The following is a 14,070-nucleotide window of genomic DNA, read 5'->3' as shown; positions in this document are numbered from 1 at the left end:
CGGGGCCCTGCGAGTGCCCGCCGTGCGCCGCGAGATGGACGCCGCCGAGACCGGCGAACTGCTGCTGAGCGCCGACCGCCCCGGCGGCCCGGTGACCATCCGCTGGCAGCGCCCCGGCCGCCCGCCGGTCACCCTGCAGGCCCCCAGCCGGCTCGACCGGGTGGAGCTCAAGGGCTCGCACCGGGCCCGGCTGCACGGGCTGACCGCCGGGGTCCGGCTGGTCTGCCACGGCTGGTCCCCGCTGTTCCTGGTCGCGCCCGCGCAGCTGCCGGTGCTGGCCTGCGCGGCGGCCAGCTCACGAAGTGACGTCGCGGGCCGTGAAGCGGGGCCCAGGCCGCTGAGCCGAAGACCGCCACGTAGAGCGCCTGCAGCCCGAGGTTCTTCAGCACCTCGTCCCAGTACATCGGCTGCCGCAGCAGGTCCCCGAAGCTCAGCCAGTGGTGCGAGAGCAGGTACGGCTGGATCGCGTGCAACTGCGGGAAGGCGTCCAGGATCTGCACCGTGATCACCAGCACCACGGTGGTGGCCATCGCGGCGATCCCACTGCCCGTCAGGGTGGAGACGAACAGCCCGACCGCGACCAGCCCGGCCAGCGAGGCCGCCACCACCAGGGCCACCAGCACCGCCCGCAGCAGCGCCTCGCCCGGGCCCACCGTGTCCCCGGAGAGCAGCGTGACGTCCCCCAGCGGGAACAGCGCCGCACCGGTGGCGAGCGCGGAGGCCGCCACCGTCAGGGTCGCGCCCAGGCAGAACGCCGTCCCGGCCAGGAACTTGGCCACCAGCAGCCTGGTCCGGCCGGCCGGGGCGACCAGCAGGTAGCGCAGGGTGCCGGAGGCCGCCTCGCCCGCGATCGCGTCGCCCGCCACCACGCCCACCGTCATCGGCAGGAAGACCGGCAGGGTGACGGCCAGTGAAGTGAAGACCAGGAACACGCCGTTCTGGGTCACCTGGGCGATGAAGGCCGGGCCGCCGCCGCCCTCGCCGTCGGTCTGCCACTTGATCACCACGCCGATCAGCACCGGCAGGGCGGCCAGGATGGCCAGCAGGGTGACCGTCCGGGCCCGCCGGAAGGTCAGCGCCAGCTCGCTGCGCAGCAGTGAGGTCGAGAGCGCGGCCGGAAGCCGCGCCGGTGCGTCGGTGAGTGCCTCAGCCCGCGACATCGAATCCCTCCCCGGTCAGTGCCACGAAGGCGTCCTCCAGCGTGCCGCGCTCCACTCCGAAGCCCTGCACCCGCACTCCCGCCGCGACCAGCGCCGCGCAGAGCCCGGCGAGCTCCTCCTCGGCGGGGGCGGCGGCGGAGAGCGAGCCCTCGCCGCCCCGGACGTCGGGGACCTGACGCGCGGTCAGCACCTCGGCGGCCGCCGCCACGTCCGGCGTACGAACCACCAGGCGGCCCTGCGCCCTGGCCGCCAGCTCGGGCACCGTGCCCTGCACCAGCAGCCGGCCCTTGGACATCACGGCGGCGTGGGTGCAGACCTGCTCGATCTCGTCCAGCAGGTGCGAGGAGAGGAAGACGGTGGAGCCCTCGGTCGCCAACTCCCGTACCAGTGCCCGGATCTCCCGCATGCCCTGCGGGTCCAGGCCGTTGGTCGGCTCGTCCAGCACCAGCAGGTCGCGCGGGCGCAGCAGGGCCGAGGCCAGGCCCAGGCGCTGCTTCATGCCCAGCGAGTACGCCCGGGCCTTCTTGCCGGCGGCGGCCGTCAGGCCGACCCGGTCCAGCGCCTCGGAGACCCGGCGGGCCCGGGTGCGCGGGTCGGTGGTCGGATCGGCCGCGTCGAACCGGGCCAGGTTGTCACGGCCCGTCAGGAAGCCGTACAGGGCCGGGCCCTCGATCAGGGCGCCGACCCGGGGGAGCACGGTGGCCGCGCCGCGCGGCATCGGCTCGCCGAGCACCACCGCCTCGCCGGAGCTGGGGGTGATCAGGCCCATCAGCATCCGGATGGTGGTGGTCTTGCCGGAGCCGTTCGGCCCCAGGAAGCCGAACACGCTGCCCCGGGGCACCGTCAGGTCCAGCCCGTCCACGGCCAGTTGGCCGCCCGGGAAGCGCTTGGTCAGCCCCCGGGTGCGGATCACCTCGGCCGGAGCGGCGGGGCGGCCCGCAGCCGCCCGGCCGTCCGGCCGCTCCAACAGGTCGGTCACTTCGCCCCGGCCGCGCTCTGCAGCACCTGTGGGGTGACGGCGCCGGCGAACACCCGGCCGTCGTCGGTGATCAGCACGTTGACCACCTTGGTGGAGATCAGGCTGCCGCCGCCGACCGGCTTGCCGAGCGCTTTGGCGAAGCCGCCGGCCTCGCCGCCCGCCGCCTCGGCGGGGAGCCTGGCGCTGAGCACGGTGGTCCAGCCCTCGCCGGTGACCTTGAAGTCCGCGTCCTGCCCGGCCTTCCCGAGCGCCTCCTCGGCCGCCTTGGCGTCGGGTGAGTCGTTCTGCAGCCACTTCTCGTGGCCCACGCCCTCCTCGGCCTTCTGCTCCGTCACCTTGGCGCCCTTGGGGGCGGTGAAGCGGAAGGTGTCGGCCGACGGGGTGGCGAAGGAGACCTCGCTGAAGCGGGCGTCCAGCACCTTGGTGGAGCCGGAGCGGACCTGCACCGCGAGCGGCACGCCGTTCTCCGCCGCGACGGCGATCCGCACCTCGGAGATGGTCGAGCCGCCCTGCTTGGGCTTCACCCGCAGCTCGTAGGCGTCCTGCCCGGCCACGGTGGTGGTGCCCTCCACGGTGACCTGGGTGGTGTCAGCACCCAGCTCCAGGAACTTCTTCGCGGCCTCCTGCGGGGTGACCGGCAGCGGCAGCTCGGGCTTCGCCCGCTCGGCGGCCTGAGCACCCGTCAGGTGCACCGCTTCGTTGCTCCTGCTGTCCCAGGCCCAGAGCTCGGAGCCGTTGTGGACCAGCTCGTAGCCGGACAGGCCGCCGATCAGGCCGAGCCGCTGGCGGTCCGGGCCGTCCACCGCGATCCGCAGGGTGTGCTCGCCGCCCAGCAGTTGGAGCAGCTTGGCCCCGGGGTCGGCCTCCGAGCCCTCGCCGCCGCCCCGGCCGCCGCCGTGCCCGCCGGGGGCCCCGCCGCCCGGCAGCGCCCCGCCCAGCAGCTGGGTCGGCAGGCCCAGGTCGGCCTTGAGCTTGACGGTGCCGGAGAGCGCCCGGGCGTCGGATCCCAGCGCCTTGGCCACCACCTGCTCCGCCGTCAGCTCGGGCAGCTTGGGCCCGGACTCCCCGGCCATCGCGGGCACGAGGCCGATCCCGGCGGCGGTCAGCGCCACCACACCGGCGGGCACCAGCACCCGGACGGCCTTGCGTCGCGTGGTCCGTTCCATGACTTCCTACCCCTCGTCAGACGTCAGAACTGCCGTGCTTCCCCTCCATTGGAACCCACGGGACCCCCGTCCGGTATCGCTCCAGAGGGCCGGATCCGCCTACTCCCAGCGGTGCACGTGACCCTGAGCACGTCTCAGGGTCGGCTACCGCCGAAGGACGAACACCGCCTCCGGCTCTGGGTATCGTCGCCCCATGGACGACGCTACCGACCCCCGCCCCACCAGCAGTTCGATGCGCCGCGCCCTGCGCCGGGCACGGGACGGGGTGGCGCTGGACGTCACCGAGGCGGCCGTGCTGCTCCACGCCCGCGGCGAGGACCTGCGCGACCTGTGCGCGAGCGCCGCCCGGGTCCGCGACCAGGGGCTGCTGGCGGCCGGCCGCCCCGGGGTGATCACCTACTCGAAGAAGGTCTTCATCCCGCTCACCCGGCTCTGCCGGGACCGCTGCCACTACTGCACCTTCGTCACCGTGCCCGGCAAGCTCCGCAAGGACGGCCACGGCCTCTACCTGTCGCCCGACGAGGTGCTGGAGACCGCCCGGCAGGGCGCCGCGCTCGGCTGCAAGGAGGCGCTCTTCACCCTCGGGGACCGCCCCGAGGACCGCTGGCCCGAGGCCCGCGAGTGGCTGGACGCGCACGGCTACGACGACACCCTGGCCTACGTGCGGGCGATGGCCGTGCGGGTGCTGGAGGAGACCGGGCTGCTGCCGCACCTCAACCCCGGGGTGCTGTCCTGGACCGACTTCCAGCGGCTCAAGCCGGTGGCCCCCTCGATGGGCATGATGCTGGAGACCACCGCCACCCGGCTCTGGTCCGAGCCCGGCGGCCCGCACCACGGCTCTCCCGACAAGGAGCCGGCCGTCCGGCTGCGGGTGCTGGAGGACGCGGGCCGCAGCGCCGTGCCGTTCACCACCGGCGTGCTGATCGGCATCGGCGAGACCCACGAGGAGCGGGCCGACGCGCTGTTCGCGATCCGCCGCACCGCCCGGCGCTACCAGGGCCTCCAGGAAGTCATCGTGCAGAACTTCCGGGCCAAGCCCGACACCGCGATGCGGGCCATGCCCGACGCCGAGCTGGAGGAGCTGGCCGCCTGCATCGCGGTGGCCCGGCTGGTGCTCGGCCCGGGTGCGCGGATCCAGGCGCCGCCGAACCTGGTGGACGAGGAGTACCCGCTGATCATCGGCGCGGGCATCGACGACTGGGGCGGCGTCTCGCCCCTGACGCCCGATCACGTCAACCCGGAGCGGCCCTGGCCGCACATCGAGGAGCTGGCCGCCCGCACCGCGGCCGAGGGCTTCGCGCTGCGCGAGCGGCTGACGGTGTACCCGGAGTACCTGCTGCGCGGCGAGCCGTGGATCGACCCCCGGGTCCTGCCGCACGTGCGGGCGCTGGCCGACCCGGAGACCGGCCTGGCCCGGGAGGACGCACTGCCGGTCGGACTGCCCTGGCAGGAGCCGGACGAGCCGCTCACCGCACGCGGGCGCACCGAGCTGCACCGCGAGATCGACGGGGCCGGGCGGACCGGGGACCGGCGCGGGGACTTCGAGGAGGTCTACGGCGACTGGGCCGAACTGCGCGAGCAGGCCGCCGGGTTGACCGCCCCCGAGCGGCTGCCGGGTGACCTGCGGGCGGCACTGGCGCAGGCGGCCGACGACCCCGAGAAGCTGACCGACGCCCAGGCGCTGGCGCTCTTCCAGGCGGACGGCCCGGCACTGGACGCGCTCTGCTCGATCGCCGACGCGGTCCGGCGGGACGCGGTGGGCGACGAGGTCACCTACTGCGTCACCCGGAACATCAACTTCACCAACGTCTGCTACACCGGCTGCCGGTTCTGCGCCTTCGCCCAGCGGCGCACCGACGCCGACGCCTACACCCTGTCACTGGAGCAGGTCGCCGACCGGGCCCAGCAGGCGTGGGAGGTGGGGGCGACGGAGGTCTGCATGCAGGGCGGGATCCACCCCGACCTCCCGGGCACCGCGTACTTCGACATCGCCCGGGCGGTGAAGGCCCGGGTGCCCGGCATCCACGTGCACGCCTTCTCCCCGATGGAGGTCGTCAACGGGGCGACCAGGACCGGGCTCTCGATCCGGGAGTGGCTGGCGGCCGCCAAGGAGGCCGGGCTGGACTCCATCCCGGGGACGGCGGCGGAGATCCTCGACGACGAGGTCCGGTGGGTGCTGACCAAGGGGAAGCTGCCCGCCGCGACCTGGGTCGAGGTGGTGAGCACGGCCCCACGAGCTGGGGATCCCCTCGTCCTCCACGATGATGTACGGGCACGTGGACAACCCCTCGCACTGGCTGGCGCACCTGCGGCTGCTGGCGGAGATCCAGCAACGGACGGGCGGGTTCACGGAGTTCGTGACGCTGCCGTTCGTGCACACCAACGCCCCCGTGTACCTGGCGGGGATCGCGCGGCCCGGGCCGACGGCGCGGGACAACCGGGCGGTGATGGCGATGGCGCGGCTGCTGCTGCACCCGCACATCCGCAACGTGCAGACCAGCTGGGTCAAGCTCGGGGCGGAGGGGGCGGCGGAGATGCTGCGCTCCGGGGCCAACGACCTGGGCGGCACCCTGATGGAGGAGACCATCTCGCGGATGGCCGGGTCCTCGTACGGGAGCTACATGTCGGTCCGTCAGCTGGAGGCGATCGCCGAGGCGGCCGGGCGTCCGCACCGGCAGCGCACCACCACCTACGGCGAGGTCCCGCCCGAACGGCGGGCGGCCGCCCTGGCCTCGGACGGGCACCTGCCGGCGCTGCTTCCGGTCGTCGGCTAGTACTTTCGCGGGCGCGGGTCCATGCAGCGACCCAGGGGCGCGAGGAACTGCGCGGGTCGGGAGGCGGCCCACCGGCAACTGAAGCTCCGTCAGCCAGTTGCAGGTGCTGCCGTTCCCCTGCGCGCAGTTCCCCGCGCCCCTGGGGCCTCCGGCCCCGGGCCGAAGCCTCAGCCGACGAGGAGCCGGTCCTGGAGGTGGCGGAGCTCGGTGCGGTCGAGGCCGAGGCCGTTCTTGAGGTAGCGGTCGAAGGTGCCGTACTTGGCGGTGACCTCGTCGTAGCCGGAGTTGAGGTACTCGGGGCGGACGTCGAGGAGCGGCTTGTAGATCGCCTGGTACGACGCCGGGAGGTGGGAGAGGACCGCGGCGTTGGCGGCGGCGCGGTAGTCGTTGCTGGCCAGGTAGTCCGCCTCGACGGTGGCCTTCGGGACGCCGAGCGCGGTGAGCAGGGAGGCGCCCGCCCAGCCGGTGCGGTCCTTGCCGGCGGTGCAGTGGAAGAGCACCGCGCCGCGGTCGTCCGCGGCCCGCAGGACGCCGCGGTAGGCGGACTTGGCGCTGGCCGCCGAGACCATGACCTTCTCGGCGTCGATCATCGCCTGCACCGCGGCCTGCGGGGAGGTGACGTTGAAGGCGCCGGTGTCCTCGACGCCGAGCACGTTGGCGGAGGTGACGGTGGCGCCGGCCGGGACGCGGTCGGGGGCGGCCTTCTGCTCGGCCGGGGTGCGCAGGTCGAAGACCTGACGGATGCCCAGGCGCTGGAGCTTGGCCAGGTCGGCGTCGGTGAGCTTGGAGAGGTCGTCCGAGCGGTAGACCTCGCCCATCTTCACCCAGCGGCCGTCGGCGGTGCGGTAGCCGCCCGCGTCGCGGAAGTTGGGGGCGGAGGCGAGGTGCAGGGAGCGGTCGGCGACGGTCAGGGACTCGCCGCGGTCCGGGACGAGCTCGAAGTACCAGCGGTCGGCGGCGGCCAGGCCGGAGACGGTCACGGTGGCCGAGCCGGCGCCGCGGGCGACGGCGGTGCGGTGGCGGATCGCGTCGCGGTCGGTGCCCGCGTAGACGGTGACCCTGCGGGCGGTGGGGGCGGCCCAGGTCAGGGTGAAGGTGCCGTCGGCCCGCTGGGTGACGGTGGCGGCGGTGAACGGGATGCGGTGCGCGGACTGCTGGGCGTGGTGGCCGGCGGAGTCGGCCAGGGCGGGGGAGGTGGCCAGCGCGGTGGTGCCGAGGGTGAGGGCGCCGGTCAGGGCGACGGCGACGGCGAACCGGGTGCGGGTGGTGGTCATGGAGCGGACGGTAGGAAGCCGGGATGTGGCCCGGTGGCCCGCGGATGGCGCGGTGGCAACAGTCTGTGAAGGGCTGGTGTTCCGGACCGCGGCGCCCCGTGGTGAGGTATTCGAATACAGTGCGAGGGCGCGCTCCGGGGGGGCGGTGCGCGGCGTGTCGAGAAGAGGTGCCGTACCCGTGATGGCCTTGTGGTCCCGTGCCCAGCAGCAGGACTTCCGCAGCCGGGTCCGCGGCTGCCTGCTCGGCGGTGCGATCGGAGACGCGCTCGGGGCCGGGATCGAGGGCGATTCGCTGGAGAAGATCCTGGCGGCCCACGGACCTGACGGAGTGACGGGCTACGTGGCCGCGTACGGCCGCCCGGGGACCGTCACCGACGACACCCAGCTGACCCTGTTCACGGTGGAGGGCCTGATACGGGCGCACGCCCAGCGGGACGGCGGCAGTTGGCACCCGCCGACCGACGTTCACCGGGCGTACCTGCGCTGGGCCGCGACCCAACACGACTGGGGCCCGGACGAGCGCCGGGCGGACCTCGGCTGGCTGGGGCGGCAGGAGTGGCTGTACGCGCAGCGCTCGCCGGAGCCGGCCGCGCTGGCCGCGCTCTCGGGGCCGGAGGCCGCCGTGCCGGGCAGCCTGGGCGAGCCGCGCAACCCGGACGCCCGGGGGAGCGGGGCGGTGGTCCGGTCGGCTCCGTTCGGCCTGCTGACGGCCTGGGACCCGGCGCTGGTGTTCCAGTTGGCGGTGGAGTGCTCGGTGCTGACGCACGGTCATCCGGCGGCCTACCTGTCGGCGGGCGCCTTCGCGGTGATCGTGCACGCGGCCGCCCGGGGCGGGACGCTGGAGGAGGGGGTGCACCAGGCGCTGGCCACGCTCTCCGACCACCCGGGGCACGAGGAGACGACGGCGGCGCTGCGCCGGGCGCTGGACGCCGTCCGGGCCGGGGAGCCGGGGGCGGCGCGGGTCGAGGAGCTGGGGGAGGGCTGGGCGGCCGAGGAGGCCCTGTCGATCGGGGTCTACTGCGCGCTGGTGGCGCACGACGTGAAGTCCGGCCTGCTGCTCGCGGTCAACCACTCGGGGGACAGCGACTCGACCGGGGCGCTCTGCGGCGGCCTGCTGGGCGTGGTGCACGGGGAGACGGCGCTGCCGCCGGAGCTGGTGGCCGAGTTGGAGGGCCGGGGGACGCTGCTGGAGCTGGCCGACGACTTCGTGCTGGAGCTGCTGCACGGCGGCGAACTGCGGGGCCGTGCCTGGACGGAGCGGTACCCGGTCTGACCGGGCACCGCGTCCGTCGGGGGCGCTGCTGAGGGCGGGTCAGATCCGGCCGAAGTCGCCGGCCGCGGTGGCGGTGGCGAAGGCGGCCCAGGCCGCGTTCGAGAAGTGCAGCTGCGGGCCCTCGGGGTCCTTGGAGTCCCGGACGGCGATGGTGGAGCCGTTCGGCACGGCGATCTCGACGCAGGCCCCGTTGCCGCCGCTGTGGCTGCTCTTGCGCCAGGTGAGACTGCCTTGCGTGGACGTGGTGCTCATCTCTTGAACCCCTCTGCATAGGATCTGATCAGTGTGCGGCTCTCCGCCACGCTGAGCGCTGCGGCCCGCAGGTGGTCGTACAGATTGGTATAGCGGCGGACGTCGGCGTCCTTCTCCAGGTAGAGGTCGGCCGTCACTCCTTCGAAGTAGACGACCGTCGAATCCGCCGACTCCGGGAACTCCATCAGGGAGAATGTCCCGGTCATGCCGGGATGGGCCCCGTGGCGGAACGGGATGACCTGAAGGTTGATGTTCGGACGCTCGCTCAGTTCGATCAGCTGGTGCAGCTGATCGGCCATCACCATCGGGCTGCCGACCTCGCGGGCCAGCACCGCCTCGTCCACCACGACCCAGAGGCTGCCCAGCGGGTTCTCACCGTTTATCCGGCTCTGCCGCTTCATCCGCACCTCGACGCGCCGCTGCACCGCTCCGGCGTCGGTGTCCGGCTGGGTGCCCTCGACGACGGCCGCCGCGTACTCCCGGGTCTGCAACAGCCCCGGGACGAAGGAGGACTCGTAGGCGCGGATCGAACTGGCCTCGGCCTCCAGGCCGATGTAGACCGAGTACGGGATGTCCCCGAACTCGTGCCACCAGCCGCGCTGGCGCGACTCCCTGGCCATCTCCATCAGCCCCGCCCGGATCCGCTCGTCGGTGACCTCGTAGACGTCGCACAGGTCGCGGACGTCGCGCTGGCTGATCGAGCGGCGGCCGTTCTCCAGGCGGCTGATCTTCGACTGGGAGACCATCAGGCGGCCGGCCACCTCCTCGGCCGTCATGCCCTTCTGCTCGCGCAGGCGCCGCAGTTCGGCGCCCAGTCGGCGGCGCCGGACCGTCGGATTGATGTTGGCGGACACGTCGACCTCCGGCCGTACCTCTGGCGCACCCGGATGAGGTGCGCCTCGGAAGAGTGTGGAAATTGGTACCAACCCCCCTGACGTGGAGCAGCATGTCATCTCGACCCGCCCTGGCGTGGGGGAATGACCTCCGCTCACAAGAACAGACCATCGTAAAAGCACTCAAACGGGATCGTGGCCCTTGCGTCCACGGTCACCCGTACGGTAATGGCGATCCGGCTCCGGAGACGCCAACGGGGCGGCCGCTCCAGACAGTTGACCAACTGTCTGGAGCGGCCGCCCCGAGAGCTCGTGCGAGGTGGTGCCGCGGTGCCGCACCCGGCCGGCCGCGCGCTGGGGTCAGCGCGCCACCGCCCGGCCCGCCAGGCCCCGGCCGTTGCCGCCCGCGGTCGGACGGCTCGGCACGGGATGGCCGGTGACCGCGGGACGGGCCGGAGCCGCACCCCGGGCCTGCCCCGGCAGGCCGTTCTGAACGTCCATCACCGCGTGGGCGACCATGCCGCCGAGCGGGTCGTACCGGATCAGGTCGCGCAGCCGTGACCGCGACGACCGGCCCTCGTTGCCCGGGTAGAGGTGCTTGCCCAGGCCGACGGCGTGCGCCAGCGCGGCCAGCGCGGCCGTCCTGGGGTCCGGTGGGACCCCGGTCCGGATCGCGGTGTCCAGCCGCTGCTTGATGGCGGCGTTGGTGCAGTCGTCCGACGCCTGGTACCGCGTCGTCGGCAGCACGCCGCACACCTGGCCCGGCACGGCAGTCACCATGCCGCACCGCTCCAGGTGCGCCAGGTAGGTCTGCCGTAGCCCCAGCCGGGGCCCGCCGATCCAGTGTGCAGCCCGCACCGCACTGCCACGACGGCGCAGCAGTTCCAGTGCGTGGTCCAAGGTCGGATCACCGGTCGGCCGTGCCATCACCACGGCGATCCGGTCCCCGTCAGGGACGATCCTTCCGGCCAGGGACAGCTCGACGAGCTGTGCCCCGGCGAGTCCGAGGTCGAGGGTCTGCGGCTGCGCCGTGGTACCCGTGGTCGGGTCCAGGGCGAGCAACAGGAGTTCCTCGGGAATAGTTCTGCGGCTCTTGCCCATCCAAGCCTCCCCGCGTGGATGAATGACAGAGTGACGCCTCTCACAGCGGCTTGTCGAGTACGCCTCCGAATTGTGACCTGGCGGTGGGGGCGGGAACCGGGCCCGCCGGGGCCGGCGTCTGAGGCAGGGAATGCCCCCGGACGGGCCGGTCCGAGCGAATAACGGCCGGTCGGGCGGGGTGTGACGGTCGTTACGGTCCCGGTAGCGGAGACTGGAGAGCTAACCGGCGGGCGGAAATCTGCCCCGGCCGGTCCGGCGGACGAGGAGGATGGGTTACGTGGGCGAGTCCCCCGACAAGGTGCGGCGCGACGGGGAAACGGTGGAGGGGGAGGCGGCCGCCGAGGCGGCTCCGAACGGCTCCACCGTCCAGCTGAGGGTCCGTGATGTGGACAGTCGGACCACCATGCTGAGACTGCCGGTGGACAACGCGACCACGCACCTGCGGGTGCCGGACGAGGACACCGAGCCCGCGGAGCCTGCGGAGCGGGTCGAACCGGCCGCCGCGAAGGCTGCCGACAAGGGCACCGGGGAGGCCGCCGAGCCGGCTGCCGAGCCGACCGCGGAGGAGCCCGCGGAGGAGCCCGCTGCCGAGGCCGTCGCCGAGCCGGTGGCGAAGAATCCCGTGGCCGCCGCCGTGGGGGAGGCGGAGCCTGCGGAGCAGGTGGAGGCCGCTGACGTGCGGGAATCCGCCGAGCCGGTCGCGCCCGCCGAGCCGGCCGCCGTACCCGTCGCGTCGCCGGCCGTACCCGTCGAGCCGTCGGCCACGCCTGTCGCGCCGCCCGCGGTGGCCGAGAAGTTCGAGAAGCCCGCCCCGGTGAAGCCGCCGGTGCAGGCCTGGACCGTCCCCGAGCCGAGCGCGCCCCCGGTGGTCGAGCCGGAGCCCGCTCCGGTGCCGGAGACCACCTCCGAGGCGATGGAGGTGCTGGCCGCGCTCTCCGCCCGTCCGGTCTCGCCGTTCCGAAGGGCGGTCAAGCGGATCACCATCTGGACGGTCTTCCTGGCCGTGGTGATCGGCGCGGTGGTGGTGGCCCAGCTGCTGCGCCCGCTGCCGGACCCGAGGACCAAGCTCTCGCTGGCCGGCTCCTACACCTTCTCCGGCGACCAGCTGACGGTGCCGTGGCCCGCCAAGGGCCAGGCCGCCGCCGAGGTGGTCGGGGTCGGCAGCCTGGGCAGCTCCGGCCCGGAGACCCCCGCGCCGATCGCCAGCGTCACCAAGGTGATGAACGCCCACCTGATCCTCAAGGCCCACCCGCTGAAGAAGGGCGAGCCCGGCCCGGTCATCACGGTGGACAAGCAGGCCGCGGCCGAGTCGGCCAACACCGACGAGTCCCGCGCCCAGCTGACCGAGGGTCAGAAGCTGACCGAGTACGAGGCGCTCGAACTGCTGATGCTGCCCTCGGCCAACAACGTGGCCCGCCTGCTGGCCCGCTGGGACTCCGGCTCCGAGGCCGCGTTCGTGGAGAAGATGAACGCCGAGGCCAAGGCGCTCGGCATGACCAACACCACCTACGCCGACCCGGCCGGCTACGACAACAACACCAAGAGCACCGCGAAGGACCAGCTCAAGCTGGCCCGCGAGGTGATGGACGACGACGTGTTCCGCCAGGTGGTCGCCACCCCGGACATGACCTTCAACAACCAGCGGATCTACAACACCAACGGGCTGCTCTCCGCCCGCAACGGCGTGATCGGCGTCAAGACCGGCTCCAGCACCCCCGCCGGCTCCTGCCTGATGTGGGCCGCCACCAAGGACATCGGCGGCACCAAGCGGCTGATCCTCGGCGTCACCCTGGGCCAGCCCGCGACCGCCACCGACAACCTGCTGAAGGCCGCCCAGACGGCCAGTCAGAAGATCATCACCAGCGCGCAGAACGGCCTCACCGGCCAGACCCTGGCCAAGCAGGGCGAGGTGGTCGGCCGCGTGGACGACGGCCTCGGCGGCACCGTCCCGGTGGTCGCCGCCAAGGACCTGACGGTGGCCGGCTGGTCCGGCGTGAAGGCCGAGCTCACCATGCGGACCGAGGGCCTCGGCCACTCCGCCAAGGCCGGCACCCAGGTCGGCACCATCGCGGCCGGCGAGGGCGAGGACCGGGTCGAGGTGCCCGTCACGCTCCAGTCGGACCTGGCGCCGCCGTCGATCGCGTCCCGGCTGCTGCGCCTGCTCTGACGCTCCTTCCGTACCCCCTCAGCGAGCCCGGCCGCCCCAGCGGCCGGGCTCGTCCGGTGTTCCGAGCAGGCGCTCCAGGGCGGGCTCCTCGGCGATCACCCGGCCGAGCGAGATGGCGAGGGTGATGGCGGTGAACAGCACGATCAACCAGCTCAGGGACGTGAACACCACGCCGTACGGGCCGAACCGGTCCACGCTCTGGGTCACCGCCCGGGCAGGTAGACCTTGGCGGCCAGGCCCAGGCCGAGGGCGGCCACCCCGCAGAGCAGCGCCCCGGGCAGCAGCGGGTACCAGCGCACCCGGTTGCCCAGCAGCAGGTGCTGGGTCCACCACCAGAGGACGGTGGCCAGCACCAGGTAGAGCGGCAGTCCCAGCCAGGCCCCGGCCCCGAAGCCCTCCCGGACCGGCGACTGGAAGACCAGGAAGGCCAGGAAGGCCGCCAACCAGGCCAGCCAGCGCCAGGCGGCCAGCCGAACCCCCGACTTGGGCAGGTCCCAGCAGCGCTCGCAGACCCGCTGCATGGCCCGGCTCAGCGCGGTGGCCGAGAGCAGGGTGACCAGCGCGCCGATCACCCGAAGCTCTGGGTCACGTCGTCGTTGCCGGCCGAGAGCAGCTGCCGCACCTGCTGCTGCGCCTCGCCCTGGAGGCCCAGCTGGTCCCGGAGCGAGCCGACCACGCCGTCCCGGACCGAGGCGGGGGCGAAGACCGCCACCACGAAGAGCGCGGGCAGCGCACTGAGGAAGGCCTGGGCGGCCAGCCGGGTGGCGTTGTCCAGCAGGTTGACCCGGATCAGCTGGCCGACGGCCCGGCCGACGATCGGCACCCGGTCCGGCAGTCCCTTGGCGGTGGTGGCCAGCACGGCCAGCCGGGCCTTGAACCGGGCCGACCGGCCCGGCCGCGGAGGTGAGGGCTGCTGCGGTGGGGGTTGCTGCGGTGAGGGCTCCTCACCCGCGCTGGGCAGCGAACCGGTCACCCGTACCTCCCACTCCCACTGGCTCGGCCGTCCCCCACGGCCATCCTCACCCGGGCGAGGGCGGGCCGCGACCGGGGCCTGACGTTCCGTCACCCGAGGGGGTGTGGCGGGGCGGTCG

The 14,070-nt window shown here is 73.6% G+C and carries 11 protein-coding genes and 2 pseudogenes; 3 read left to right on the top strand and 10 right to left on the bottom strand.

Annotated features, from left to right (window positions below; all coding sequences use genetic code 11):
- Nucleotides 1-295: 295 nt before the first annotated feature.
- The 3 genes and pseudogenes from ABD946_RS09555 to ABD946_RS09545 form a co-directional block, all read right to left on the bottom strand.
- Nucleotides 296-1,160, bottom strand: a pseudogene (locus ABD946_RS09555) (ABC transporter permease).
- Nucleotides 1,147-2,130, bottom strand: coding sequence for an ABC transporter ATP-binding protein (locus ABD946_RS09550; RefSeq protein ID WP_345282204.1), 984 nt, complete (start codon nucleotides 2,128-2,130; stop codon nucleotides 1,147-1,149). The pseudogene ABD946_RS09555 and the gene ABD946_RS09550 overlap by 14 nt, the downstream one beginning before the upstream one ends.
- Nucleotides 2,131-2,135: 5 nt before the next feature.
- Nucleotides 2,136-3,305, bottom strand: coding sequence for a LolA family protein (locus ABD946_RS09545; protein ID WP_345281951.1), 1,170 nt, complete (start codon nucleotides 3,303-3,305; stop codon nucleotides 2,136-2,138).
- 193 nt (nucleotides 3,306-3,498) lie between these two features.
- On the opposite strand from ABD946_RS09545, the pseudogene ABD946_RS09540 reads away from it, so the two are divergent.
- Nucleotides 3,499-6,079: pseudogene (locus ABD946_RS09540) on the top strand (bifunctional FO biosynthesis protein CofGH).
- Nucleotides 6,080-6,246: 167 nt separating this feature from the next.
- Here the strand turns inward: ABD946_RS09540 and ABD946_RS09535 are convergent.
- Entirely contained in the window at nucleotides 6,247-7,353 is a 1,107-nt protein-coding gene (locus tag ABD946_RS09535; RefSeq protein ID WP_345281949.1) for a tyrosine-protein phosphatase, read from the bottom strand.
- 181 nt (nucleotides 7,354-7,534) lie between these two features.
- Here ABD946_RS09535 and ABD946_RS09530 point away from each other — a divergent pair, with 181 nt between their 5' ends.
- A complete protein-coding gene (locus tag ABD946_RS09530; RefSeq protein WP_345281946.1) occupies nucleotides 7,535-8,626 on the top strand; it encodes an ADP-ribosylglycohydrolase family protein in 1,092 nt (363 codons plus the stop codon).
- A 39-nt stretch (nucleotides 8,627-8,665) separates the two neighbouring features.
- Here ABD946_RS09530 and ABD946_RS09525 read toward each other — a convergent pair whose 3' ends face one another.
- From ABD946_RS09525 to ABD946_RS09515, 3 genes are all read right to left on the bottom strand, one after another.
- On the bottom strand, nucleotides 8,666-8,878 hold the full coding sequence (locus ABD946_RS09525; protein ID WP_345281945.1) for a DUF397 domain-containing protein: 213 nt from the start codon (nucleotides 8,876-8,878) through the stop codon (nucleotides 8,666-8,668).
- On the bottom strand, nucleotides 8,875-9,732 hold the full coding sequence (locus tag ABD946_RS09520) for a helix-turn-helix domain-containing protein (protein WP_345281944.1): 858 nt from the start codon (nucleotides 9,730-9,732) through the stop codon (nucleotides 8,875-8,877). The genes ABD946_RS09525 and ABD946_RS09520 overlap by 4 nt, the downstream gene beginning before the upstream one ends.
- Before the next feature lie 339 nt (nucleotides 9,733-10,071).
- Nucleotides 10,072-10,812, bottom strand: a complete 741-nt coding sequence (locus ABD946_RS09515) for a GOLPH3/VPS74 family protein (protein WP_345281942.1) — start codon at nucleotides 10,810-10,812, stop codon at nucleotides 10,072-10,074.
- 277 nt (nucleotides 10,813-11,089) lie between these two features.
- Here ABD946_RS09515 and ABD946_RS09510 point away from each other — a divergent pair, with 277 nt between their 5' ends.
- A complete protein-coding gene (locus tag ABD946_RS09510) occupies nucleotides 11,090-12,979 on the top strand; it encodes a D-alanyl-D-alanine carboxypeptidase (protein WP_345281940.1) in 1,890 nt (629 codons plus the stop codon).
- 18 nt (nucleotides 12,980-12,997) lie between these two features.
- Here ABD946_RS09510 and ABD946_RS09505 read toward each other — a convergent pair whose 3' ends face one another.
- From ABD946_RS09505 to ABD946_RS09495, 3 genes are read right to left on the bottom strand one after another with little or no spacing between them, the layout of a single operon-like run.
- Nucleotides 12,998-13,186 carry a hypothetical protein gene (locus ABD946_RS09505; protein ID WP_345281938.1) on the bottom strand — a complete coding sequence of 63 codons (189 nt, stop codon included), beginning with the start codon at nucleotides 13,184-13,186 and terminating at the stop codon, nucleotides 12,998-13,000.
- Nucleotides 13,183-13,551, bottom strand: coding sequence for a hypothetical protein (locus ABD946_RS09500; protein WP_345281936.1), 369 nt, complete (start codon nucleotides 13,549-13,551; stop codon nucleotides 13,183-13,185). The genes ABD946_RS09505 and ABD946_RS09500 overlap by 4 nt, the downstream gene beginning before the upstream one ends.
- On the bottom strand, nucleotides 13,548-14,045 hold the full coding sequence (locus ABD946_RS09495; RefSeq protein ID WP_345281934.1) for a hypothetical protein: 498 nt from the start codon (nucleotides 14,043-14,045) through the stop codon (nucleotides 13,548-13,550). Before ABD946_RS09495 ends, ABD946_RS09500 begins: the two co-directional genes overlap by 4 nt.
- Nucleotides 14,046-14,070: the final 25 nt, after the last annotated feature.

It is taken from the genome of Kitasatospora albolonga (genome assembly GCF_039535905.1).
GTDB lineage: Bacteria > Actinomycetota > Actinomycetes > Streptomycetales > Streptomycetaceae > Kitasatospora > Kitasatospora albolonga.
The sequence above is the reverse complement of the archived record's forward strand: the minus strand, read 5'-3'. Positions and strand labels throughout refer to the sequence as shown.

Coding starts and splice junctions, on each gene's coding strand:
- ABD946_RS09545 (WP_345281951.1), bottom strand. CDS start 3,305: ATGGAACGGACCACGCGACGCAAGGCCGTCCGGGTGCTGGTGCCCGCC.
- ABD946_RS09530 (WP_345281946.1), top strand. CDS start 7,535: ATGGCCTTGTGGTCCCGTGCCCAGCAGCAGGACTTCCGCAGCCGGGTC.
- ABD946_RS09535 (WP_345281949.1), bottom strand. CDS start 7,353: ATGACCACCACCCGCACCCGGTTCGCCGTCGCCGTCGCCCTGACCGGC.
- ABD946_RS09515 (WP_345281942.1), bottom strand. CDS start 10,812: ATGGGCAAGAGCCGCAGAACTATTCCCGAGGAACTCCTGTTGCTCGCC.
- ABD946_RS09525 (WP_345281945.1), bottom strand. CDS start 8,878: ATGAGCACCACGTCCACGCAAGGCAGTCTCACCTGGCGCAAGAGCAGC.